General features: G+C 44.2%; 21 protein-coding genes, 1 tRNA gene and 1 other RNA gene. 7 read left to right on the forward strand and 16 right to left on the reverse strand.

Features of this window, described 5'->3' with window-relative positions:
* The first annotated feature begins 98 nt into the window (after positions 1-98).
* Positions 99-1,073: a histone deacetylase family protein gene (locus PseudUWO310_RS02435; RefSeq protein ID WP_142598705.1), complete on the forward strand. Its 975-nt coding sequence runs from the start codon at positions 99-101 to the stop codon at positions 1,071-1,073.
* Positions 1,074-1,364: 291 nt separating this feature from the next.
* Here the strand turns inward: PseudUWO310_RS02435 and rpsR are convergent, their stop codons facing one another.
* Both rpsR and rpmG read right to left on the reverse strand, forming a co-directional pair.
* Positions 1,365-1,586 (reverse strand): 30S ribosomal protein S18, encoded by a 222-nt coding sequence (rpsR, locus tag PseudUWO310_RS02440; RefSeq protein WP_055074037.1) that lies wholly within the window; start codon positions 1,584-1,586, stop codon positions 1,365-1,367.
* A gap of 44 nt (positions 1,587-1,630) precedes the next feature.
* Positions 1,631-1,825: a 50S ribosomal protein L33 gene (gene rpmG, locus PseudUWO310_RS02445; RefSeq protein WP_009629301.1), complete on the reverse strand. Its 195-nt coding sequence runs from the start codon at positions 1,823-1,825 to the stop codon at positions 1,631-1,633.
* Positions 1,826-2,251: 426 nt separating this feature from the next.
* Between rpmG and ssrA the strand changes: the two genes are divergently transcribed.
* Positions 2,252-2,643: a transfer-messenger RNA gene (gene ssrA, locus PseudUWO310_RS02450) on the forward strand.
* A 59-nt stretch (positions 2,644-2,702) separates the two neighbouring features.
* On the opposite strand, the gene PseudUWO310_RS02455 is transcribed toward ssrA, so the two are convergent.
* From PseudUWO310_RS02455 to typA, 3 genes are all read right to left on the reverse strand, one after another.
* Positions 2,703-3,389, reverse strand: a complete 687-nt coding sequence (locus PseudUWO310_RS02455; protein WP_142598707.1) for a J domain-containing protein — start codon at positions 3,387-3,389, stop codon at positions 2,703-2,705.
* Positions 3,390-3,474: 85 nt separating this feature from the next.
* Entirely contained in the window at positions 3,475-3,642 is a 168-nt protein-coding gene (locus tag PseudUWO310_RS22690; protein ID WP_190315879.1) for a hypothetical protein, read from the reverse strand.
* 239 nt (positions 3,643-3,881) lie between these two features.
* Positions 3,882-5,675, reverse strand: a complete 1,794-nt coding sequence (gene typA, locus PseudUWO310_RS02460) for a translational GTPase TypA (RefSeq protein ID WP_142598709.1) — start codon at positions 5,673-5,675, stop codon at positions 3,882-3,884.
* Between the two features lie 330 nt (positions 5,676-6,005).
* On the opposite strand from typA, the gene PseudUWO310_RS02465 reads away from it, so the two are divergent.
* Positions 6,006-7,178, forward strand: coding sequence for an RNA-guided endonuclease InsQ/TnpB family protein (locus tag PseudUWO310_RS02465; protein ID WP_142598710.1), 1,173 nt, complete (start codon positions 6,006-6,008; stop codon positions 7,176-7,178).
* A gap of 38 nt (positions 7,179-7,216) precedes the next feature.
* On the opposite strand, the gene rseP is transcribed toward PseudUWO310_RS02465, so the two are convergent.
* Positions 7,217-8,305, reverse strand: coding sequence for an RIP metalloprotease RseP (gene rseP / locus PseudUWO310_RS02470; RefSeq protein WP_142598712.1), 1,089 nt, complete (start codon positions 8,303-8,305; stop codon positions 7,217-7,219).
* A gap of 275 nt (positions 8,306-8,580) precedes the next feature.
* Between rseP and PseudUWO310_RS02475 the strand changes: the two genes are divergently transcribed.
* Both PseudUWO310_RS02475 and PseudUWO310_RS02480 read left to right on the forward strand, forming a co-directional pair.
* Positions 8,581-9,105 carry a DoxX family protein gene (locus PseudUWO310_RS02475; protein ID WP_142598714.1) on the forward strand — a complete coding sequence of 175 codons (525 nt, stop codon included), beginning with the start codon at positions 8,581-8,583 and terminating at the stop codon, positions 9,103-9,105.
* Positions 9,106-9,962: 857 nt separating this feature from the next.
* Positions 9,963-10,292 carry an RNA recognition motif domain-containing protein gene (locus PseudUWO310_RS02480; protein WP_009629354.1) on the forward strand — a complete coding sequence of 110 codons (330 nt, stop codon included), beginning with the start codon at positions 9,963-9,965 and terminating at the stop codon, positions 10,290-10,292.
* Between the two features lie 38 nt (positions 10,293-10,330).
* Here PseudUWO310_RS02480 and PseudUWO310_RS02485 read toward each other — a convergent pair whose 3' ends face one another.
* From PseudUWO310_RS02485 to PseudUWO310_RS02495, 3 genes are all read right to left on the reverse strand, one after another.
* Positions 10,331-10,723 carry a ferredoxin gene (locus PseudUWO310_RS02485; protein ID WP_142598716.1) on the reverse strand — a complete coding sequence of 131 codons (393 nt, stop codon included), beginning with the start codon at positions 10,721-10,723 and terminating at the stop codon, positions 10,331-10,333.
* Positions 10,716-11,102, reverse strand: coding sequence for a DUF1257 domain-containing protein (locus PseudUWO310_RS02490; RefSeq protein ID WP_142598718.1), 387 nt, complete (start codon positions 11,100-11,102; stop codon positions 10,716-10,718). Before PseudUWO310_RS02490 ends, PseudUWO310_RS02485 begins: the two co-directional genes overlap by 8 nt.
* An 88-nt stretch (positions 11,103-11,190) precedes the next feature.
* Positions 11,191-11,424: a DUF2997 domain-containing protein gene (locus PseudUWO310_RS02495; RefSeq protein ID WP_142598720.1), complete on the reverse strand. Its 234-nt coding sequence runs from the start codon at positions 11,422-11,424 to the stop codon at positions 11,191-11,193.
* Between PseudUWO310_RS02495 and PseudUWO310_RS22695 the strand changes: the two genes are divergently transcribed.
* Positions 11,423-11,575 (forward strand): hypothetical protein, encoded by a 153-nt coding sequence (locus PseudUWO310_RS22695; protein WP_190315880.1) that lies wholly within the window; start codon positions 11,423-11,425, stop codon positions 11,573-11,575. The genes PseudUWO310_RS02495 and PseudUWO310_RS22695 overlap by 2 nt on opposite strands.
* Positions 11,576-11,689: 114 nt before the next feature.
* Here PseudUWO310_RS22695 and PseudUWO310_RS02500 read toward each other — a convergent pair whose 3' ends face one another.
* From PseudUWO310_RS02500 to PseudUWO310_RS02515, 4 genes are all read right to left on the reverse strand, one after another.
* Positions 11,690-11,872, reverse strand: coding sequence for a DUF29 family protein (locus tag PseudUWO310_RS02500; RefSeq protein ID WP_142598722.1), 183 nt, complete (start codon positions 11,870-11,872; stop codon positions 11,690-11,692).
* Positions 11,873-12,007: 135 nt separating this feature from the next.
* The gene (locus PseudUWO310_RS02505) at positions 12,008-12,775 is read right to left on the reverse strand and encodes a PspA/IM30 family protein (RefSeq protein ID WP_142598724.1); all 768 of its coding nucleotides are present in this window, start codon (positions 12,773-12,775) and stop codon (positions 12,008-12,010) included.
* A gap of 102 nt (positions 12,776-12,877) precedes the next feature.
* Positions 12,878-12,951, reverse strand: a tRNA-Met gene (locus PseudUWO310_RS02510).
* 176 nt (positions 12,952-13,127) lie between these two features.
* The gene (locus PseudUWO310_RS02515; RefSeq protein ID WP_142598726.1) at positions 13,128-13,658 is read right to left on the reverse strand and encodes a hypothetical protein; all 531 of its coding nucleotides are present in this window, start codon (positions 13,656-13,658) and stop codon (positions 13,128-13,130) included.
* A gap of 332 nt (positions 13,659-13,990) precedes the next feature.
* Here PseudUWO310_RS02515 and PseudUWO310_RS02520 point away from each other — a divergent pair, with 332 nt between their 5' ends.
* Positions 13,991-16,201, forward strand: coding sequence for a phosphoketolase (locus PseudUWO310_RS02520; protein WP_142598728.1), 2,211 nt, complete (start codon positions 13,991-13,993; stop codon positions 16,199-16,201).
* Between the two features lie 157 nt (positions 16,202-16,358).
* Here the strand turns inward: PseudUWO310_RS02520 and PseudUWO310_RS02525 are convergent, their stop codons facing one another.
* Genes PseudUWO310_RS02525 through PseudUWO310_RS02535 form a run of 3 tightly spaced genes read right to left on the reverse strand, consistent with a single transcriptional unit; the run spans position 16,359 to position 23,107 of the window.
* Entirely contained in the window at positions 16,359-18,107 is a 1,749-nt protein-coding gene (locus tag PseudUWO310_RS02525; RefSeq protein WP_142598730.1) for an EAL domain-containing protein, read from the reverse strand.
* Between the two features lie 20 nt (positions 18,108-18,127).
* Entirely contained in the window at positions 18,128-21,940 is a 3,813-nt protein-coding gene (locus PseudUWO310_RS02530; protein WP_142598732.1) for a CBS domain-containing protein, read from the reverse strand.
* 30 nt (positions 21,941-21,970) lie between these two features.
* Positions 21,971-23,107: a hybrid sensor histidine kinase/response regulator gene (locus PseudUWO310_RS02535; protein WP_142598734.1), complete on the reverse strand. Its 1,137-nt coding sequence runs from the start codon at positions 23,105-23,107 to the stop codon at positions 21,971-21,973.
* Between the last annotated feature and the right edge of the window lie 42 nt (positions 23,108-23,149).

Genomic DNA, 23,149 nt, shown 5'->3' on the forward strand with positions numbered 1-23,149 from the left:
ATAAAAGATTTCAATCAAATCTGTAATTTTAAAAGTATAACGCTAGTCTCTATGGAGACAACAACTATTCATTGATTTGCCGATCAGCAAAAGTACGTATGTTTTCAAATAACCTTTCAATTTCTGTAAAATCTACCAATAAATTCCCGATTGTCTATTCCAAACGGTTTTTGGAGCATGATACGGGTATTTATCATCCTGAAAAAGCAGGTCGTCTCACTGCTATAGTTGACTACCTTAAAAATTCAGCGATCGCTTCGCAACTAGATTGGTTAGAACCGACATCGATTGACTGCCTCAGTCGGAGTGGATTTGATATTTTGCAGGAAGTCCGACGATTTCATACTCAAGAATATATTGATGCTTTGCGACAACTTACCGAGCGCGGTGGCGGGCATATTGATGGAGATACAATTGCCTCAGCCCAAACCTACGATGTGGCTCTCTTAGCCGTAAGTGCATGGCTCGATGGCGTAAATCTTGTTCTGGATTCAGGTCGCCCTGCCTTTGTGCTGGCTCGTCCTCCAGGACATCATGCACGCGACCGATCTGGTATGGGTTTTTGTATATTTGGGAATGCGGCGATCGCGGCTCTATCGGCTTGCGATCGGCTCCATCTAGATCGGGTTGCTATTCTTGATTGGGATGTGCATCATGGCAATGGTACGCAGGATGCCGTGTGGGATCGTCCCGATATTGCCTATGTTTCTACGCATCAATCACCTTTTTATCCCATGACGGGACGCAAGGAGGAAACAGGTAATCATGGCAATATTTTAAATATTCCGATGCGCGCAAATTCGGGAATTGCCGAATATTTGCCTGTTTTCAACCATCAGATCTTGCCATTTCTGCAAGAATTTAAACCCGATCTCCTCATCGTAAGCGCGGGATTTGATGCTAATGCCGACGATCCTTTAGCGAGCATTTTGCTAAAGCCAGAAGACTTTGGCACTTTCACTAAGCTATGTCTAGAAGTAACCCCCAAAATTTTATTTGGTTTAGAGGGTGGTTACGACTTCGATAGCCTCTCGCGATCGGTTATGGCTGTCATCGAACAGTGCCTAAGTTAATTTTTCATTTAATTTTTCATTAACAAACTCAATCAAGGTAAGTGGCTAGGTGCAATTAAATATAAAACTACAAAAACCATAGCGCACGCGTAGCGTGCGCTATGGTTTTTGATTCTGGGTTTTAATTATGCCCAGCTACTTAGAAAGGACAATGGTCAGCTAATGGCGGATGAATTCTGAAATACCCATTTCAAGCCAGTAAAAAAGGCGCAAATATGTCGATCGCGTTTTGGCTGACCCTGCCTAACAAAAACAAAAAAGAGCCACGAAGCGACTCTTTTTTATAAATTTTTAACCTTCTTTGTTGATGAAGGGCAATAGCGCAACAACGCGAGCTTGTTTAATCGCAGTTGTCAAAGCACGTTGCTGCTTTGCAGTCAAACCTGTAATGCGACGAGGAAGAATTTTGCCACGTTCGGTGATGTACTTACGCAGTAATTCGACATCTTTATAGTCGATTTTGGCAGCAGGCGCGATCGGAGAGAGGCGCTTACGATAAAAAGAAGAATTCATTGCCATGATGGGATTATGCGGTTTTGGTGATTGGATTTAACGGACTACTTGATTTCTTTGTGAACGGTATGGGAGTTGCAATGAGGGCAGAACTTTTTGAGTTCTAATCTTGCAGTGGTATTACGACGATTTTTCATGGTCGTATAGCGAGATACACCAGGGGATCGCTTATTGGCATTGGTGCGACATTCGGTGCACTCTAGCGTAATAACGAGACGGACACCTTTGTTTTTAGCCATTTTTTTAGTTGTGAGATTACTTAAAAGTGCGATCTACAATTGTTACACATAATCATCCTACTTATGCGTCTATAAGAAAATAATTGCCAAAAATTTGGGCGATCGCCTCATCATTACAATCTCTCTTCAGAACTTTTATAGCTACAGTCACTTGAATTAGGACAAATCAAAACCCAAGAATTAATTGGCGGCGCTTCGCGCCGTCAATTAATTCTTGGGTTTTATGTCCTAGTACACTTGGCGACAGCTATAGCATCATTCAGACATGTCACTTTATCTAGAGCCAGATGAGTGGCGGCGCAAAGCGCCGCCACTCATCTGGCTCTTTAAATATAAAACCAAAAAGCGGCTATGGCACGCAGCGCGTGCCATAGCTTTTTTGGTTTTAATTATGCTGAGTTATTTATATGCTATAGTGTTTGGATTGGGATCGTAAGGGTTTCGACGTGTTAGTAGAAGCTATCCCTTGATGCAGGTCGAGAGCGGGCTACCTCTCGTAAATCAATGGCTCAAACAAGTACATGCGAACAACATTGTATCTTTCTCTCGTAAAGCAGCTCCTGTAGCAGCCTAAGAACCAAACTTTTCGGTTTCGAGGAGTGTTGTATGACTCCGTTAAATGCACCACTCAACCCCTCAACGGATGCTGTGAATAGCTTTCTCTGATAAGCTTTTCGCTTAAGACTTTATCAGTGCATCTCCCATTGCTAGAGATAAATAGCGGTTCCCTCCAAGAGGATTAGATTGGATAAACCTGTGAATGACTGGGAGGTTAGGCGCTAGTGCGGACGGCAGTTCGACTCTGCCCGATTCCATTAAGCTAAGACCACCAAATAAAAGAGGGACTTGTAAAACAAGTCCCTCTTTTATTTGCTTCCTATCCATTCTTAAGATTGTGAACTCGCTCCAAGTCTCGCTTCACTTCAAAAATAAGTTCGCGATTTTTAGGATCGGTATTTAGGGCTTTGTTGAGATAGATTTCGGCTTCGCGTAACTTCCCAGCCAGAATCAACTCACTACTCCATCGATGATAAGTTACGGCTTTCCAATGAATTACCTCTGGCGTGTTGGGAAATCTTTCGCTCATTCCTTCGACAACAGCGATCGCTACAATATATTTTTTTTGCTTGAGCAAATCCTGTACGCGCCGCAACATATCCAACTTGAGTCTTAACTCTGGATCGCTATTAATCGGATCGACCTGATTGTTAACCTGCTTTACCTCGATTTTGATTTTGGGGTGGGGCTGAGGTGGTTTTTTAGGTGTAGGCGTTTTTGGCGGTGGTGGCGCAGCAGGCGATCGCACTGCGTTTGTTGAAGTATTTGTTGAAGTATTGGTCGAAGTATTCTTTGAAAATATCTCCTTTGATAAATCCTTCTCATCGGAATCCTTGAGCATTTTGTAAGCTTCCTGAACCAATCGGAATTTATCCGTAGCCGTAGGATCATTTTGATTGACATCGGGATGATACTTACGAGCCAAACGACGATAGGCTACCTTAATGTCATCTAAGGTCGCATTGCGAGGAACTCCTAAGAGTCGATAGCATTCTGATAGGTGCATGAATTGAAACTTGACAATAAGACTCGGCTGAGAATCCAGAATAGGGAGAAATACTAAGTGAAAAAATACTAAGTGAAATTTTTCCCTATTCTGGCTTTTTGCGAATTGAGTATTTCCCCTTAGCTGTAACTGGCGAACCTTTATTTCCCTCTACCAGCTTGACGTAGCGATCCAAAGCCTCCTCTTTAGTAGCATGTTCGGAAATAACATGAACCTTACGACTTCCAGATAATTCGAGGACAACTTGATGCATAGGGTAAGTTGCTGGGAAATAGCCTTAAAACTGTAAAAACAGTTTAGCAAATATAAACCCATAAAGTAAAAAGGGGTGCTAAGCACCCCTTTTTACTTTATAAAATATAGCTCGCTAGTTTTGTTAGGACAAAATTAAAACCCAAAATAGAGTTGCCGCGCGGAGCGCGGCAACTCTATTTTGGGTTTTATGTCCTGATACAGTTGACGGTAGCTATACTTTATAAAAATCGCTGAAGCTTAGCGCTTGGCAAATTTCTTAGTCAACTTGCGTAACCGAATAGATTCAGGTGTGACCTCTAGAATCTCATCGGGACCAATATATTCTAGGGCGCGTTCGAGACTCATCTCGATCGGTGCTTGCAATTGCACGATGTCATCAGCACCAGCAGCCCGCATGTTTGTAAGCTGCTTGCTCTTACATACATTCAGCTCCATATCTTGAGGACGATTATTTTCACCAATAATCATGCCCTTATATACCTTAGTGCCAGGCTTAATAAAGAACACACCACGATCTTCAGCATTTTTCAAGGAAAACTCGGTAGCAGTACCTTCTTCAAAGGAAATCAACACACCATTGCGACGAGCGCTGATTTCACCTGCGACGGGGCGATAATCCAAGAAACTATGATTCATGATGCCAGCGCCACGGGTAGCGCGCATAAAGTCACCACGGAAGCCGATCAATCCGCGTGCAGGGACGACAAACTCAATTTGAGAGCGACCGCCACCCGACATTTGCATATCGATCATTTCAGCGCGACGCTGCCCCAGACGTTCGATACAACCACCAACGGCATCTTCAGGTACATCTAGCACTAGTGCTTCGTAGGGTTCGCACTTCTGACCGTTGATTTCCCGATAAATTACTTGAGGTTGGGTAACTTGGAACTCATAACCTTCACGGCGCATGGTTTCGATCAAGATTCCCAAGTGTAATTCGCCGCGTCCCGATACGGCAAAGCGATCGGGGGACTCAGGATCTTCTTGAACGCGCAGAGCCACATTGGTTTCTAGCTCGCGGAGTAGGCGATCGCGTACTTGGCGAGTGGTGACCAATTTACCTTCTTGACCGACAAAGGGCGAATCATTAACGCAGAAGGTCATCTGCAAGGTTGGCTCATCCACTTTGATCATCGGTAACGCGGAAGGCTCGTTAGGACAGGTAATCGTTTCACCGATATTAGCGGTAGCAAAACCCGATACGGCAACAATATTACCTGCGGAAGAGGTTTGCATTTCTATCCGTTTAAGCCCGTCAAATCCTAAAAGCTTCGTAATTTTGCCCTTAGTAATCGATCCGTCTTCAGAAATTAGAGCCGCTTGTTGTCCAGAGGTAATCGTGCCGTTATGGATTTTGCCGATCACGATCCGACCGAGATATTCGGAATAGTCAAGGGTGGTAACTTGCAATTGCAATGGTTTTTCAGGATCGCCAACGGGAGGCGATACGTGATGCAAGATTGACTCAAATAGAGGCTTCATATCGACATTGGCATCTTCGAGCTTCTCCTTGGCAAAGCCACCCATGCCTGAAGCAAATAGGTAAGGAAAATCACATTGATCGTCATCAGCGCCCAGCTCAATGAAGAGATCGAGTACTTTACTTACGGCAACATGGGGATCGGCAAATTCGCGATCGATCTTATTAATGACTACAAGAGGACGCAAACCTTTTTCCAACGCTTTTTTAAGTACAAAGCGAGTTTGGGGCATAGGACCTTCGTTAGCATCAACGATTAACAAGCAACCCTCGACCATGCCAAGTACCCGCTCAACTTCGCCACCAAAGTCAGCGTGTCCTGGGGTGTCAACTATGTTGATGAGCGTATCTTTGTATCTGACGGCAGTATTTTTTGAAAGGATGGTAATGCCGCGCTCGCGCTCTAGGTCATTGGAATCCATGACGCATTCGACAAGGGCTTCACCTTCACGAAAAGCGCCTGACTGTCTGAGGAGTGCGTCTACTAGAGTGGTTTTGCCGTGATCGACGTGGGCGATGATGGCGACATTGCGGATAGGGAGAGACATGGGTGATGTATCGAGTTGATCGAAAAACTTATTATTTCTTTATCTATTATGCTTGAGTTTGTCAAAAAACTTTGTATTTATGCCCACCCATTCGTAATCATCAATACAAAATCAATACAGGTTTTGTTTCGGTTTTTTATTATGCCTAGCTATTTACTACTCTCTTTCCAGCCAAGAAATAGCGGTGCGGGGCAAAGCCCCGCACCGCTATTTCTCAAAAAGCTGATAGAGGGATGAAGCTTATCGGAAAACTGGGTTAAAACCCCCGTGCTACTTGCACGGCTTTATATTAAATTAGATACTTTACACAGTAAACGCTATAATGTAAGCATGACACAAAAAGCATTCAAGTACCGATTCTATCCAACTCCTGAGCAAGAAACTTTGCTTAGAAGAACGATGGGTTGCGCTCGATTAGTTTACAACCGCGCTTTAGCCGCAAGGACAGAAGCATGGTATGAACGCCAAGAGCGAGTTGGATACTCTGAAACCTCAACAATGCTAACCAGTTGGAAGAAGCAAGAGGACTTGCAATTTCTTAATGAAGTTAGCAGTGTGCCATTACAGCAAGGGCTAAGACATTTACAATCCGCGTTTACTAATTTCTTCGCAGGACGGGCAAAATATCCCAACTTCAAGAAAAAGCACCACGGCGGTAACGCTGAGTTTACTAAAGCTGCTTTCAAGTGGAAAGATGGCAAAGTATTTTTAGCAAAATGTTCTCAACCTTTAGACATCCGTTGGAGTCGTCAACTCCCCGAAGGAGCAGAGCCATCAACAATTACGGTGAAGCTCTCGCCTTCTGGAAGATGGACTGTATCTTTGCTAGTTGATGTCGTAATTGAAACATTACCTGAATCTCCTAATCAAATTGGTTTGGATCTGGGTATTACTAGCCTGATGGCTTTGAGTAATGGCGAGAAGATTGCCAATCCCAAAACTTTCAAAGCTAAGCGCCGTAAACTGCGTAAAGCTCAAAAAGTGCTTAGCCGTAAAAAGAAAGGATCTAATAACCGACATAAAGCTAGGTTGAAGGTCGCCAAGGTTCATGCAGAAATTAGCGATGCTCGGCTTGATTTCCTTCACAAATTGACAACTCGACTGGTTCGTGAAAACCAAGTGATTGCAGTCGAAGATTTGTCTGTGAAGAATATGGGCAAAAATAGGAAACTCGCTCTCTCGATTAGTGATGCTAGTTGGGGTGAAACAGTCAGGCAACTGGAATATAAGTGCAACTGGTATGGTCGCACTTTTGTCAAAATTGATCGTTGGTTTCCTAGCTCTAAAAGGTGTGGACATTGCGGTTACATTGTTGATAAGTTGCCTTTAAATGTCAGAGAGTGGGATTGTCCTAAGTGCAGCACACATCACGATAGAGATGTAAATGCTGCTAAAAATATTCTTGCCGCAGGGCTTGCGGTGAATGTCTGTGGAGCGACTGTAAGCCCTGAAGAGAGTAAATCTCGGAAGGCTGGTGCTATGAAGCAGAAACCTAAGTCGTGAGTCTTAGGAATCCCCGTCACTTTAGTGCGGGGTGGATGTCAAAGAGGGCTTAAGCCGCTTTGTTGTAGCAAGTTAAATGAGTCTTTGAAAATCATGACTACACCTAAGCCAAGAAGTAGGACTAACCCTCCCTGCATGACATTATTTTGTAAATCTTCAGGGAGAGGTTTACCACCACGCAAAGCCTCGATCGCTAAAAATACTAACTGACCGCCATCGAGGGCTGGTAGAGGCAAGATATTAATAATGGCGAGATTTATACTGATAATCGCAGTGAAATCAAAGAGAGCCGCCGCATCGGACTTAACTAATTCCGAACCCATCGCCACGATCGCTACAGGACCTGATAGTTGCGAAGCCGTATTTTGGAAATTGGTTGCTAGTTGTTTCAAGCCTTGGACAGTCATCACCACTAAACGCTCAAAGCTTTGGGTCGCGTTGTCAATAGCTTCAGCAAAGTTATGCACAGCACGACGATGGGGCTTGCCCGTAAAGTCCAATCTCACGCCAATTCTTCCCTTCCCAGTTTCCCCATCGGGCACGATCGGGAACTGGAGCGTTTGTCCTTGTCGATCCACTACGAGATTGACCGATTGATTGGCATTTTTGGCAATGAGGGACTGAAACCGATCCAGAGTCGTGAGGCTAGTATCAAACTTAATATCATTGGCTGACAAAACGATATCACCAGATTTTAATCCTGCTACAGCTGCTGGTGCATTGGGCTCGATTATTTTGGTGATTCTGACACCAGGGAGATCGACCGTACCAATGCCAACACTTAAAGTCATGACTAATAAAACTAAGTAAGCAAATACAAAGTTGGCAATTACTCCCGCACTAATTACGATCGCTCGATCCATAATGGGTCGATTTTTCATCAAATTCGGATCGTTAGCAGGAATATCGCTTTCCTCGTCATCATCGGGAAAGCCAACATATCCCCCTAGAGGAATCGCCCGCAGTGCATATTCTGTCTGTTTACCCTGATATTTCCACAACACAGGACCAAACCCAATCGAAAAACGATTTACATGGATGCCCTGTACGCGAGCCGCCATAAAGTGACCGAGTTCGTGAACCAGAATCAGAATTGCAAGAACAGCAATAGCAGGCAGGGCAGACATAAGCTTCGCTCTAAAAATTTAGATTTTTAATGTTTTATGCAATACAGGAATATTGCTTAGCTTGCGATCGTAGCACAACGAAAATGTCTAATGCTTGACAAAACTTTTCGTCCATTACTCAAAGCCCAAGGCGGGAAAAATCCATGCCTATCAATACTTATTAGGATTTGAATCATTGCCATCACAAAAGCTTATGTTAAGATTAATGTATATAAGTCATAAATTATTGCAATCTTTTAAGTTTTATTAACCAACCTGTTAGGCAATGTGCTGAAATGAACAACACAACTCGTATCGTGGCATCAATCGTACGTCTTCTCCTCGGTTCTGACTCTGCGCCTGTATCCTTAACGCAAGCCTCCCTGCTTTTGCTAAGGGTTGTTCTTGGTACAGTTATGATTCACAATGGCTTTGATAAGCTGGCTGACATTCCTAGCTTTGCCGAAGCCTATGTTGAGGCTATCGGTTTGCCATTCCCAATTTTCTTTGCCTACTGCGCCGCCTTCACCGAAGTAATCGCTTCACCATTGCTAGCCCTCGGTCTATTTACCCGACCAGCAGCATTAGGTTTATTTGCAACCATGCTTGTGGCAAACTATCACCATATCTTGATTGGTGGGTTTTCGATTCCATCCATTGAGTTGTCATCAATTTATGCCGTTTCCTTCGCCTTTTTTGTTATCTACGGCGGAGGCAAATACGCGATCGACACCTTACTCGCTAATGCCTTGACTAAGTGGTTAAATTTGCCTACAGGTATTGCTCCATCCCTATCTACAAAAGCAACCACAGCTAAATAATACCAATTCACGAAAGTGTTGTCACACTTTCGTGAATCACCAAACCCATTCAGGTTTTGAGATTCCCAAAATGGCTACGCCATTTTGGGAATTGGTATAAATAGCTATAGCTACAGTCACTTGACTTAGGACAGAATTGACTGGCGGCGCTTCGCGCCGCCAGTCAATTCTTGGGGTTTACGTCCTAGTACATTTGGCGATAGCTATATACCAATTCACGAAAGTGTGACAACACTTTTATGAATTAAAATTTATGAATTAAAAACCAATTTTGCGATCGCAATTAACTCATCCCCATGTGATTTAAAACACATTGGTAATCGTAATTGTTACTTTGCTTTGGATTGCTTTTTGTTAATGATAGTTTTTTATCTATGCTCGCTTGTTTCTATTTTCGTAAAAGCGATCGCAAAAACAATCATTTTGGGGAAATATTGACAGCCAAAGTGGATGAATATCTCAAACCATTTACTCTCATCATTTAATATAGCTGCCGCCAGTTTTGTTAGGACAAAATCAAAACCCCAAAGAGATTTGTCGCGAGGAGCGCGGCAAATCTCTTTGGGGTTTTATATCCTGATACAGTTGGCGGCAGCTATATCACCATTCAATATCACAAATGAAATAGGATGGCTATGTCAGGATTATTTGTTCTGTATCCGTCTAAAGACTGATGCAACGTAAATATTTTTCAGATCGTCTCCTAATTGAAGATGACTACGCTAGAATATGTGCGGATGAGTATTTCTAGATCGCATGTTTGTTTTCAGTATTGACAGTCGTCTTCTGTTTCATCGTGGCAGGCTTCTTTCCGAAATCTCTATCTCTACACATATCTGATTGTTGAAGCAAGTATTATGTCTATTTATGTTGGTAATCTCTCTTATGAGGTTACAGAAGATGATTTAAAAGCCGTATTTTCAGAATATGGCAAAATCACTCGTGTTCATCTACCTATTGATCGTGAGTCAGGTCGTCCCCGTGGTTTCGCTTTCGTAGAAATGACTGAGGAAAAGGAAGAAGATGCTGCGATCGTAGCATTAGATGAGGCTGAATGGATGGGTCGCGCCCTCAAGGTTAACAAGGCTAAGCCTCGCGAAAGCTCTGACTCCTTTGGTGGCGGCAGAGGTGGCTTCAAGGGCGGCGGTGGTCGTCCCTCTGGCGGCGGCGGTCGTAATCGCTACTAAATAAAAGAGAAGGGATGCTGCATAGCATCCCTTCTCTTTTAAGGAATTATAGAACGCCTTAAGGCAGAGCCATCGCCAATAATGCCCAAATTTTGAATGACTTGATGTTTTCTCGCTTCTTCGAGCTTATTTAAGTCGTTGTAATTTACCCAAGCGATGCAGTCTACTGGGCAAGTGTCGATCGCTTCTTGCACCAATTCTTCATCATCGCCATCTTGGGCGATTACTCTAGCGCGTCCGTAGTCTTCTTCTAAAAAAAACGTACTGCTAGCGGTATGGGCGCAATGTCCGCAACCGATACATACTGTCTCATCAACAAAAATTGCATTTTGGCGCAGTTCACCACCCAGTTCTGGCTCAAAGCCAGAGCGATCGCTCATTTCTGGCTCTGAGCTGGTAATGACAACAGCATGATCTGAGGATTTATCCATTCCAACGCTGTAGGACTAGGCGTACTGAGCCATCCTCGCGTACCTGCTGCTCAGCGAGGGAGAAACCTTGATTAGTTGACTCGCCCATGACTGTAGCGATCGCATAGCGCTGGGTTACCTTTCTTAAAAAGCTTTCCACCGTCCAAGGCTGTTGCCAGTACTGCATATCGGCAACTAGGGAATATTCGGAGCCATTCCACTGAAAACCCACATCATAGCCATTGTCTTGCTCGATTACCAGTGCAGCCTCGGCGGTCGCGCCCTGATGACCACGCATGGGTGATGCCCCTGATTTCCAGTTGACACCTAAATCAGTGAGAGCCTTCTGGAGTGGCTCTAGGCTACGAATTTGGGTTTTTACTTGGCTAAAATGTGACATAGGTTGTATCCTAACTTCGATCTAAACGGCAAATGGACGGAAATTTTGTATTTTAATCTGGTGAAACCTTGGACTTTTCTGTGTGTTATTACCACTGACTAAATCGGGAATCGCCCATGTCTGACACGCGATCGAGTTGCGTAGACGACTGAGATATGACTTGCTGCTGAGCAAAGTTGTCGGAGGTTAGCTCTCGATGAGCCACGATGCCGAGCTTTGCTTCGATCGCTGCTGTCACTTCAGCGCAACTAGAACCGACAATACCAGTCACGCGTTCTTCCACTCGACCATCTGGGTAGATAATAAATTCCAGAGTTTCCATGCTGGTTCTAGCTATTGAATTACTAGACAGTTTGACGCAAAGTTCCTATAAACGTCAAGAAGCCAACCCTGCAAAATTAACAAGCTTTTCTGATGCTTGTAATAGAGCGATCGCGATGTTTAGTAGGGATTTTCAGGTTTTTATTAATTAATTAAATTTATTTTAAATTTTTGGGATTTACCGAAACTGCCCCAAGACACTCCTTAAGGAATAGCGCAAAGATTGCGATGCTTTGTACCAAATGCCTTGATCTTCTGGAAATGGTTTAATGAAAAGGGAATTGTAGATCGAGGATTTGGGCGATCGCATAGGGACATACTGAAGGTAAGTCATGCAAATCAAGGGGTGTTTCTTTTAAAACTAAGTTAATCCCTTGGCGAAATCCTTTTTGAACCGCTTCATCAAGGTAAGGCTTTAAGCTGGGATTCTCTTGCAAAATTTCTAAAATTTCATCCCCTTATTGGGTTTGGTTTTTAATTTACTGTCGTCACACTTTCGTGAATCGGTATAATTGGGGCAAATTTTTGAACTTAGGCAAAAAAAGGAGCGACGCAAAGCATCGCTCCTTTTCTATTTAGGTCAATTAACCCATTTGGCGACGAAGAGCTTCTAGCTCCGCATCGATCGCTGCTCCGACCGTGGGCTTCTTAGCTGCATCCGATGGAGGCAAAGCTCCTTGAGGTGCAGGGCTGCTGGTCAGCATTTTGGCTTTGAGAGCCGCCAATTCATCGTCAACCCCACTTCCAGCTTCTAGCTGAGCAAACTGAGATTCGAGATTATCCATTCCAAGTTCGGCACTAGCTCCAGCTTTAGCCTCAGCTAGTAGGACGCGCTCTTCCATCCGCTCAAAAGTTGCTGCTGCGGAATTGGTATTGACCTTACCCAGCATATTATTGAGATTTTCTTGGGCTTTTGCCGATTGCAACCTTGCCTTAAGCATTTCTTTCTTGGTTTTTGCTTCAGAAATCTTGCCTTCGATCGCAATCAGATTTTTCTTGAGAGTATCTACTTGGGTTGTTTGTTGATCCAAACCAACCTTTAAAGTTGCCGCCGCATCAGCATGGGTTTTCTTGCGACTGAGGGCTTCCCTTGCTAGGTTTTCATCTCCCTTCTGGAGCGCTAGCATTGCCCGCTTTTCCCATTCCTGAGCTTGTGATGCGCTTTGATTATATTGTTGCTCTTGGCGCTTTAGAGCCGCCATTGATTGGGCAACAGCTTGGCGCAATTGCACCAAATCTTCTTGCATATCAATGATTGATTGCTCCAGAATTTTTTCTGGATCTTCAGCAGCCGTAACCATTGCATTTACATTGGACTTGACCACCATACCAATGCGATCGAGTAATCCCATAATCTTGTCCTTTGCGTTAGGGAGTAAATTGTCTACATACTATCATGAACAATAGAAAAGTATAGACGATACAAACCATCATCTATACTTTATTAGTCTATATAGCAGCTCCGGGATTTGAACCCGGGACCTACGGATTATGAGACCGTCGCTCTAACCACCTGAGCCAAGCTGCCGCGTTTCTTAATATAACATAGTCGGCGCAAATATTTTGCAATAAATTTTGTAATTTGGTAAGTAGCTAGGCATAAGTAAACTTAAAACCTAGAAGAGCATACCGCCCGCGCAGCGGGCGGTATGCTCTCTGGTTTTGTTTTTTAATTCTGCCTAGCTACTTATTACTTAGTCGGGGTTATTGGGTATCGATGTTGATTGCTTTGCCATAGCACATTGTCCCTTCGTGGTAGAACTCAATACACCAACCTGCTTGTGGATCGAAGATCCATGTATCCCAATCTTCTGCCACAATTTTCGAGAGCGTAAGTTTGACCTTATCCAAATCCATTTCTAGGATTGGTCGATGCGCTGAAGACCACACCACATTCACCATCGTATTGCTGAGTTGCTGAGCTTGGCAAAGTTCGCGAAAAGCCAGATCAACGCACTCGTTTTTGTGCCAATTCTTGTGCCAATTCTTGTGCCAACTCATACAGATGCTATCAGTTACTCTTTGCCAATCAATTTGCCCAAATTGCCAAGGAAATGATTGACTGAGCCATTGTTCGAGCTGTTTAGATCGGGCGTGGTCTGGCAAAAATACTTGGCATCGATCTAGGGGAATACCCAACGCGATCGCCAATTGTTGAGCCTCTTTGAGTTGCGATCGTTGACGAAACTCAGCCAGTTTTTGAGCTAATCTAGCTTGTCTTTCTGATGCTTCCATCTTTTTTGGATATTCATTTTGTAATTAGCTAAGCATAAGTAAACTTAAACCAAAGAAGAGTGGCGGCGCAAAGCGCCGCCACTCTTCTTTGGGGTTTTATTTCCTACGCAAACCTTACGGTGCTATATGTTCGATTGCACATGTTTGATTGCACATGTTCGATTGCATATTTGTATTGTGTATTTAATTGTGTATTTAATTGCACAATCGCATTCGGTCTCTGTGCCCAGTACATACTAAAATGTCTCTTAGAAGAAATTTCAGCATTTCTTAATCTCTATTCATTTCATAGTTAAATCCCTAGTCAAGACAAATCCAAGGTCAAAAAATCTATGGTCGCAACCCCTAACAATACAATCTCAGCTACTCCCGCTTTTTGTGAAGGCATTCAGTACTTTGGTGAACCGTTGGAGGGGTTCGACGAGCTAGGGCGTATTCCTGTGCTTAGTCCAGACAAATCTGGTGTGAGCGATCCGCGCGATCGCGCGGCAGTATTTCAAACCTTGCTTGCCGCTGATGCCTTGCGATATCTCACCTTACAGGTCACGGCTAGTAAAGCCTCAGGGCATCCAGGCGGATTTGCTAGCAGTGCAGAAGCTGTCGCTGCTTTTTATATGTTGGGTCACAAAAATATGCCCACCGAAGTGGGACATCATGCCCCTGGTTATTACAGTGCTATGTTTCTGGATCGCTCCCTTGAAGATATGGGCATTAGTACCGTGAACCAAATGCGCGATCGCTATCGCGAGAAACATGGCTTACTCGGTCATTTGTCGGGATATATTCCAGGAATTCTGGCTCCTGCGGGTCCTCTCGGACAGGGGCAACATTTTGCCATGGCTGCGGCGCTTTTGCACCGTGACAAGCTATTTCCCGTGACCATGGGTGATGGTGGCATGGGTGAACCCTATCCGATTAGTTCGATCGCCCATTTTCATACTGCCTATCCTGAAGTTACTAACTTTATTCCGATTCTGGTATGGAATGGTTTTAGTCAAGAGCATCACAGTATGGTTTCGACTAAGACCAATGCGGAAATGATTGCTTTCTGGCAAGGTAATGGCTTTGATGAAGTGATTTTGATCGATGCCAAAGATTTTGATGATCGCGATCAAGAAGGAGCCTATGTTGATAGTACGGCTTTTTCTCTAAAACAAAGGCTTGCTTTTACTGAGGCAGTGCTTGTCGGCGTGGATAAGGCGGCAAAATTTGCTTTTAGCGGCAAGCTGACTGTATTCATTATCAAGCAACTTAAAGGTGCAGGCGTTCACGCACGCGGCGCGAAATCCCATAACCTTTATGCCCATCACACCCTCGATAATATCGATATCGTTGCGGGTTTAAAGGCTCGCGCACTCAATCCTGAGGCTTGGCAAACCGTTCGTACCAATCTTGAATGGGCTGGCGGCGGTTCTTCTTCTAAAACAGCAGTAACAGAATCGGTATTACCTCTAATCGATTTGGGAACCTTGCCCTTAGAAGAATATGCGATCAATGAATCCAAGATTTCCACCACTGCCATGGGTCGCTTAGTCGGCTATGTCGGACAAACGGATAAGAGCTATATCGTAACTAATGCAGATGGAAATGAAGCTTCAGGAATTGCCAATATTAACCAAGCGCTGAAGATCAATCACCCCACTGTTGATGCGCTCTATAACCAAGAGCCGAATGGACAGGTTTACGAACCTCTGAGCGAAGATGCCTGTGCTGGTTTAGCCGTGGGCTTAGCGTTGATGGGTAGTCGGACGCTCTGGTGTTCCTACGAATCCTTTGCGATTAATGGACTTCCCATTTGGCAGACCGTCACTCAAGCTATGGCTGAGTTACGCCGCCCTACTCCTGCAACGGTTTGTCTATTTACCGCAGGGGCTTTAGAGCAGGGGCGTAACGGTTGGACGCACCAGCGCCCTGAAATTGAAGGCTACTTTGCCTCAATGATGCGTAATGGCAATATATTTCCCCTCTTCCCTCTCGATGCCAATAGTATTCAAGTTTGCTATGAATGGGCGCTAAAAGCGGTAAATAAAGGTGTGGTCATTACTGCTAGTAAATCGCCTTTACCAATCCGTACTAGTTTTGCACAAACCAGACAAGCTCTGGAAGATGGCGCAATTACCTTGCAAGAAATTGCAGGTAGTCAGAAGGTTGTCTTTGCTGTAATCGGCGATATGATGTTGCTCCCTGTATATGAAGCAGCACAGAAGCTTGCCGAACAAGGGATTGGTTCCAAGATTGTCTCGATTGTTAGCCCTCGCCGTCTCTATCGGGAAAGCGATGTGGCGTGGAATACTTGTTCTGAACCCGATGGGAAGTTCCTGAGCGATGCTGATTTTGAGGCTTTCTTTGCTGGTGATGCTCTGATTGGTGTGGTCGGCGGAGCTTCAGCCATGCTGGAACCTGTGATGCTGCGCAGTAATAGCAAGCGCGATGTGTTTGCATGGAAGCGAGGTGAGACAACGGCTTCAGCAGGTCAGTTGTTTGACTTTAATGGCATGAATGCTGAGGCGATCGCCAATCGTGCTAAACAGTTGCTTGGCTAATCTAATTAGCCCAATTCCCAAAATGGCAACGCCATTTTGGGAATTGGTATTACAGCAATTTTCGATCAAACGAACTACAATAAATTTTTTGAGAGTGTTGCGAAGCAACACTCTCAAAAAATTTATTGGTTTGGCTTTGAGCGCAAAGCGCTGTAAGTTATGGTTGCAGGTAGATTTTTTCAATTTCTGATGCAGGTAGGGGACGATTGAAGAAATAGCCTTGTCCGTATTGACATTGAACTTTTTGCAACCATTCCAACTGCTCTTTGGTCTCAATTCCTTCGGCAATTACAGATAGACCGAGTTGATTGCTGAGGGCGATGATCGTATCAACGACATGATAGTTTCGCCCTTCTGATTGAATTTGGCTTACAAACGAACGATCAATTTTGAGGCTATCGACGGGGAATCGATGGAGATAGCCGAGGGAAGAATATCCAGTTCCAAAATCGTCGATGCTGATCTGAATTTGGCGCGATCGCAGTTCTTTGGTAAGGGCGATCGCCGTTTCCGCATTGTCCATAATCGCGCTTTCGGTAATTTCCAGTTTGAGATTGGCGGGATTAACCGCAGTTTCTTCCAAAATGCGATCGATATCGGCAAGGAGGGTTGAGCAAGCGAATTGACGTACGGAAAGATTGATACTGATTGTGATCTCTGTCCATCCCATGAGATGCCAAGCGCGGAGTTGTTGGCAGGCTTGTTTAAAGACCAACATGCCCACAGGGACGATTAAGCCTGTAGTTTCCATACTGGGGATGAACTCGGCGGGGGATACCATGCCTCGTTCGGGATGTTTCCACCTTACTAGGGCTTCAAATCCTGCCAGTTTATTGGTTTGTAAATCGATGATGGGTTGGTAATAGAGAATAAACTCCTGTTGTTCTATCGCCCTTTGCAGATCGTTCTCAAGAATCAAGCGGTTAAACATCTCCAGATGCATCTGTCGATCAAAGATTTGATAGCTCTCCTTACCGCGTAATTTAGCTTGGTACATAGCCGTATCTGCATCTTGCAAAAGTTCTTCAGGCTGTTGATCCTTATTTCTACTCAGCGCAATCCCCATACAAACGGTAAGAAAGATTTCACAATTTGCGACTAAAAATGGTTGGGAAAAACTCTTAAAAATATTATGGATAAAAGCTTCAAGGCTCGAACGATCTTCAATCTGGTTGAGCAAAAAGCAAAATTCATCTTCACCCATCCTTGCCAACCTATAGCCATTCTGAAGATGTTGTTGTAAGCGGTGGGCGATCGCTTTGAGCAACTGATCGCCCACCGCATGACCAAAGGAACCATTGACCAACTTGAATTGATCGCAGTCGATATAGACCAAGGCAAGGGATGATTCTTCTGAGCGCAATCTTTGGCTTAATTGATCGATCAGCCATGTCCGACTGGGAAGTTTGGTGAGGGCATCTTCAAAAATCATCGCTTGCAACTGGGATGTGCGCTGTTGCACCATTGCTTCTAATTGGGTATTAAAAACCGCTAACTGCTGGTATTGCTGATGAATGCGAATCATCGATCGCACTCTGGCGGATAACTCTAAGCGATTGACTGGTTTACTAATAAAATCATCCGCTCCTGCAAACAAACATTGGGCAAGATCCTTTTTCCCCGTTAAAGCAGTGACCATAATAATGGGTACGGCTCGCCATTGAGGCATCGCTTTAATACATTTACAAACCTCAAAGCCATCCATTTCTGGCATCATCACATCTAGCAAAATTAGATCGGGTTCGACTGCGTCTAAACAGGCGATCGCATGTTTGCCATTAGCTGCGTAATGCAGTTGATAGTTATCACTTTTCTGTCCGAGTTCTTCACTAAAACTTAAGTGGGCTTCAATAACATCAAAATTGTCGGGTTCGTCGTCAACGACCAAAATAGATGGTTTGTTCATGGATGAGATGGGTTTGGGAGCTAAGATTTTGTTGTTAAGAGTCTATGGATAGTCGTTGCCAACTCTCTCAGTTTAACAGGCTTGCTTAAATATTCATTGGGTTCCTTTGCAAGATCGCGATCCGATTCTATTCCCAAATTATTTCCCAAGTTATTTCCTAATTCATTCATGGCAATTTCATTCACGGCAATTCCAGTCACCGCAGTTTCAGTCATGGCAATTATTGGTATGGTTTCTAAATTGGGAATCTGACGGATTTCCGAGATTGTCTCTAACCCGTCCATCTCTGGCATTTGGATCGCGATGAGAATTAAATCGGGGTCGGCTGATCCTGCTAAAGCGATCGCTTCCTGTCCACTTTTAGCGAGTAAAATATGGTAGCCTTTTGCCGATAGATAGCTGGAAATGGTCATAATGTTAGCTTCATTATCCTCCACTATCAAAATTAAGGGCGACGGTTCCTCTCCAATTTGACTAGATGGACTACCAATGGCTACAACAGATTCCACTGTTTCCGATTCTGAAGGTTCTTGGTAAGGAAGATCGATCATAAAGCAGCTACCTACACCCACTTCACTGGTCAATCCTACCATTCCCCCATGCATTTCTACGATGCTTTTGACCAAGGCAAGTCCCAAGCCTGTGCCCTGATATTGTCGATTGAGGGAGCTATCTATTTGAATGAATGGTTGAAATAGCTTTTGCATATTTTCGGGGGCGATCCCAATGCCTGTATCAATGATGGAAATGCGGATATACTGACTTATTTCTGATTTTTTTTCGTCATCATTTTCGTCATTTTTTTTGTTATTTTTTTCGGCTTTTGTGATGTGAAGTTCTTCTGAGAGGAGATTTGCTTCTGGATTTCTTTCTAGATTTCTCTCTGGATTTCTCTCTGGATTTCTCTCTGGTAATTGCAGGAAATTCACTTCTAGAGTGATATGTCCATTTTCAGGAGTAAACTTGACTGCATTATTGAGTAGATTAATCAGAACCTGCCGAATCCGACGCTCATCCGCCATTAAGTCAGGTAAGTGGTGATGAAATTTAGTTTCAATCTGGATGCGTTTTTTGAGAGCCTGTTGCTTGATAAAGGTAAGGCTGGACTGGCAGAGCGATTTGATGGATATTTGCGAATATTCCAATTCGATCTGTCCTGATTCGATTTTGGCAACATCGAGAACATCGTTAATTAGTTCTAGTAGGTGTGAGCCACTGCGCTCAATCGTCTGAAGTGCCTTGACTTGTGGTTCATGGATTTCCCCAAACACCCCATCCTGTAGTCCCTCGGTCATGCCTAAGATAGCATTTAGGGGAGTGCGGAGTTCGTGGCTCATGTTGGCGAGAAATTCATCCTTGAGATGGGTGGCGCGAGCGAGTTCTTCATTAGAGATAGCTAACTGTTGGTTCCGCTCTGTGAGTTTCTGTTCGGCAAGCTGCCGATCGCTGAGTTCCTGTTGCAATTGCTCAAATAGGCTTGCTTGCTGAATCGCTATGACTAACTGGTTGGCAATTTTTTGGAGCAAATTAATTTCCTCTTTTTCCCATTGCCTTGGGCGATCGCATTGATGGGCGACCAGCAGTCCCCAGATCGTCCCATTTTGAATGATGGGAACGGCTAGTCTGGCGATGACCTGTATCTCGGTTAGGAATTTTGCCAAGGTCGGGGTAAGCAATGCGGCTTCATGGTTGCGATCGCTTAGGATAAATACTCTCTCTTGGAGCGCTTGTTCGGGATTGGGCTCACCATTCTGGGGGGAATCCCGATCATCAGTAAAATCAGGGAAGATATCTTCAGGAAAGGTAATGTTAAGAATATTTTGCCATTGGGGTAAAACGGATTCCGCGATCGCTGAACCCGAACCATCGGGAAATACTCGATAGACCAGTACGCGATCGGCATTTAAACCTTGGCGAACTTCTTCAACGGTAGTTTTGAGGACTTCGTTTAACTGCAAAGTGGAACGCATCCGTTGGGTAATTCTTCCCAACAATTTTTCCTGCTCTGCCTGCTGTTGTAATCTGAGTTCTACTTCTTTGCGATCGCTAATATCTACAACTATGCAGACACATTCATCATCATTGAGCATGGCAACGCCGATGAGAACATGGATTGGATGTCCATCCTTGTGGTAGTAAATCTTTTCCCAAGGTTCGATCTCGCGACTCAGTTTCAGGTGTTGGATGGCATGGAGATCGGCAGCTAGGTATTCGAGGGGAGTGATATCCGACCAGTTGATACTTTTAGCGAGCAGATCCTCGCGGGTATAGCCCAGCATATCCAAGAAGCGATCGTTCGCATTGGTAATCTCGCCCTGAAAGTTGGTAAACATCATGCCGACAATGCTTGATTCAAAAATCCGCCGAAATCGAGTTTCACTCTCTTGCAAAGCAATTTCCGCTTGTTTGCGATCGGTTTCATCCCTCACGATGATCAGGGCTTCATTGTCATTAATCGGGATAATCCGTACTTCTTCAAACACCAGTCGATCGCGTTTATATAATTGATGCTGGTATACCTGCAATTCACCTGTCATGATCGCGCGATCGATGGTTTCTAGTTGCTTTTGCAATAAATCGGGAGATAGAATTTCCGATAGATGGTTTTGAATTGGTAGGAACTTCTTTTCGCGATCGTGGGAATTAATATATTCCAGACATTTACCATCTCTAGTAACTCGCAATAAGAGGTCGGGGATTGCCTCAATCATCGCCCGATTTTGAGCTTCACTACTGCGGAGTTCATCGCTGCGATCTGCAACCTTGCGTTCTAAGGACTGGTTCAGTTCTTGGAGGGCTAATTCGGCTTTTTGGCGCTTAATTAGTTCGTCTTGTAGTTGTTGATAAGTGACAACTTGTTTTTGCTCTAGTTCGATATTTCGAGTTGTTAATAAAGCTAATTTTTCTTCTTCTAGTCGGGCTACTTTTTTTTCTAAATACTCTGCCAAGCCATAGAGTTCAAGGGGATTGAGAGCTTGAAGGAGGCTCGTCTGGGTGACAATGCCCAGTAGTTCCCCCTGTTCCCCCACTACGGCTAAACGACCGATAAAGCGCTGTTCCATGAGCTGATGCACGAGCAACAGTGAATCTTCGGGCGTAACCGTAAACATCGGGCTACTCATGAGTGTCGAAGCGATCCAACTGGTCAGATTTAACCCCAAGGCTTGAAACTGGACAATATCGCGCTCGGTCAAAATGCCCACCGCAATTTGGTACGCTCCCGTGATCTTCTCCTGACTTTCCACAATCATGACGGAACTGACGGCATGGGTGGACATCATTTGTGCGATCGCTAACATGGAAGCATTGGGCTCAGCATAAACCACCTCTCTGGTCATGACCTCCTTCACCAGTCTTAACTTTAATAGGTCGAGGGGACGCGAAATTTGGCGCAAACTCTCATAGGTGACCAGTCCTATTAAGCGATCGCGGTCATCGACGATCGGCAAATGACGGATGTGATTTGTTTTTAGCAAGTTAATTGCTAAAAACAAATCCGTAAAGGCTGATTCCTTGAGGGTAAAGACATCGCGCACCATGACTTCTCGCATGGTCAAGCAATCTAACCTTTGCTGTTGTGCGCTGAGATGTACTACGTCTCGTTCGGTCATGATGCCCAGTAACCGATCGTTTTCGATTACCAACACACAACTAGCTCTTACCTCGATATGCAGTTGCTCTAGTTGGTTGCTTGCAGATTTGGTCGCAGCACATTTCGACCGTGCCTCACTCATCTGCGCGATCGCTGCCATCACTGTCATGTCGGGATTGACAATAATGGGATTCCGAATAATCGCCAACGCTAAGTCTAAGGGGGGATGAGGCGTGAACATAGGTGATTGTGGGGCTTTTGGACTCTGGGATCAACTCTGGGCGATCGGCAAAGAAATATTTATTGTTGTTTCCTGTTGGTAAATACTTGTTATGGAAAAATTCCCACCCGCTAATTCAACAATTTTCTTGACAATCCTCAAACCTAAACCAATGCCTTGTTGCTCGTAACTCTTCCGCTCGAATTGGATAAAAGCCCCAATTCTGGCAATCTGCTCCTCCGTCATACCCCTCCCTAGGTCTTGGATTGATAAGTTAAGCATTTCTCCTACAACTTTACTGCTGATTTTAATCATTGTCCCAAGTGAGGAGAATTTGAGAGCATTATCGATTAATTCATGGAGGACTGTCAAAAGATATCGGTATGACAGCACAATATCCGCGTCCTCAAGGGAAAATATGATATCTTCGACCCTCCCGCTATTTTTAGTATAGGATTTGATCAGGGTCTCAATGGCAGAAGCCGAAAATTTCGTATTAGTTGACTCAAAGGTTTGCTGCCGAATGGTGGATATTTCGAGCTCTAGATAGATCAGAAATTTTTTCGTTAAATTTTCTAAACGATGGGCTGATTCGTCGGCCCATCCCAACATCTCGCGGATTTCGGTTATATCCATGTTCTCCAGATCTTCCTTGAGCAGGTCGATAGTGCCGATAATACCGTTGAGAGGGGTATTTATTTCGTGGGACAACCGAGAGGCTAGATTTCCCCGTAGTTCATTGAGCGTGCTTTCAAGGATATTGATCGTATTTTCTTGAATAACTGATAGAGTTTGGATATCGTCATACTGGCGCTTGATTCTGAGCATCGAGTTTACCCTTGCCCGTAGTTCTAGACTGTTGATCGGTTTGCTGATGAAATCATCCGCTCCTGCATTCAGACAGTCGGCAAGATCAGATTTGGCACTTAGAGCTGTCACCATAATGATCGGGACGACTTTCCATTGTGGGATTGCCTTTATCCTTTTACAAACCTCAATGCCATCCATCTCTGGCATCATGACATCTAATAAAATGAGATCGGGTTGGAATTTTTCAAGACAAGAGATAGCATTTTTACCACTAGCTGCGTAATACAAATGGTAAGTTCGATCGCTCAAGAATGCCTCAAGTACGTCAAAATTATTCGGTTCATCATCAACAACTAAAATCGAAAATATATTTGCCATAACTTTACTTAGTTAGTGATTTAGAGGGGGCGATTTTAAAAT

It is taken from the genome of Pseudanabaena sp. UWO310 (assembly GCF_006861605.1).
Taxonomy (GTDB): domain Bacteria; phylum Cyanobacteriota; class Cyanobacteriia; order Pseudanabaenales; family Pseudanabaenaceae; genus Pseudanabaena.

Excerpts from the sequence above, each read along its gene's own strand:
- PseudUWO310_RS02530 (WP_142598732.1), bottom strand. The coding sequence starts at position 21,940 with ATGTTCACGCCTCATCCCCCCTTAGACTTAGCGTTGGCGATTATTCGG.
- PseudUWO310_RS02485 (WP_142598716.1), bottom strand. The coding sequence starts at position 10,723 with ATGGATAAATCCTCAGATCATGCTGTTGTCATTACCAGCTCAGAGCCA.
- rpmG (WP_009629301.1), bottom strand. The coding sequence starts at position 1,825 with ATGGCTAAAAACAAAGGTGTCCGTCTCGTTATTACGCTAGAGTGCACC.
- PseudUWO310_RS02455 (WP_142598707.1), bottom strand. The coding sequence starts at position 3,389 with ATGCACCTATCAGAATGCTATCGACTCTTAGGAGTTCCTCGCAATGCG.
- typA (WP_142598709.1), bottom strand. The coding sequence starts at position 5,675 with ATGTCTCTCCCTATCCGCAATGTCGCCATCATCGCCCACGTCGATCAC.
- PseudUWO310_RS02520 (WP_142598728.1), top strand. The coding sequence starts at position 13,991 with ATGGTCGCAACCCCTAACAATACAATCTCAGCTACTCCCGCTTTTTGT.
- PseudUWO310_RS02465 (WP_142598710.1), top strand. The coding sequence starts at position 6,006 with ATGACACAAAAAGCATTCAAGTACCGATTCTATCCAACTCCTGAGCAA.
- PseudUWO310_RS02525 (WP_142598730.1), bottom strand. The coding sequence starts at position 18,107 with ATGAACAAACCATCTATTTTGGTCGTTGACGACGAACCCGACAATTTT.
- PseudUWO310_RS02515 (WP_142598726.1), bottom strand. The coding sequence starts at position 13,658 with ATGGAAGCATCAGAAAGACAAGCTAGATTAGCTCAAAAACTGGCTGAG.
- PseudUWO310_RS22690 (WP_190315879.1), bottom strand. The coding sequence starts at position 3,642 with ATGCATCAAGTTGTCCTCGAATTATCTGGAAGTCGTAAGGTTCATGTT.
- PseudUWO310_RS02435 (WP_142598705.1), top strand. The coding sequence starts at position 99 with ATGTTTTCAAATAACCTTTCAATTTCTGTAAAATCTACCAATAAATTC.
- PseudUWO310_RS02490 (WP_142598718.1), bottom strand. The coding sequence starts at position 11,102 with ATGTCACATTTTAGCCAAGTAAAAACCCAAATTCGTAGCCTAGAGCCA.
- PseudUWO310_RS02480 (WP_009629354.1), top strand. The coding sequence starts at position 9,963 with ATGTCTATTTATGTTGGTAATCTCTCTTATGAGGTTACAGAAGATGAT.
- PseudUWO310_RS02505 (WP_142598724.1), bottom strand. The coding sequence starts at position 12,775 with ATGGGATTACTCGATCGCATTGGTATGGTGGTCAAGTCCAATGTAAAT.
- PseudUWO310_RS22695 (WP_190315880.1), top strand. The coding sequence starts at position 11,423 with ATGCTGGTTCTAGCTATTGAATTACTAGACAGTTTGACGCAAAGTTCC.
- PseudUWO310_RS02475 (WP_142598714.1), top strand. The coding sequence starts at position 8,581 with ATGAACAACACAACTCGTATCGTGGCATCAATCGTACGTCTTCTCCTC.
- rpsR (WP_055074037.1), bottom strand. The coding sequence starts at position 1,586 with ATGAATTCTTCTTTTTATCGTAAGCGCCTCTCTCCGATCGCGCCTGCT.
- rseP (WP_142598712.1), bottom strand. The coding sequence starts at position 8,305 with ATGTCTGCCCTGCCTGCTATTGCTGTTCTTGCAATTCTGATTCTGGTT.
- PseudUWO310_RS02535 (WP_142598734.1), bottom strand. The coding sequence starts at position 23,107 with ATGGCAAATATATTTTCGATTTTAGTTGTTGATGATGAACCGAATAAT.
- PseudUWO310_RS02495 (WP_142598720.1), bottom strand. The coding sequence starts at position 11,424 with ATGGAAACTCTGGAATTTATTATCTACCCAGATGGTCGAGTGGAAGAA.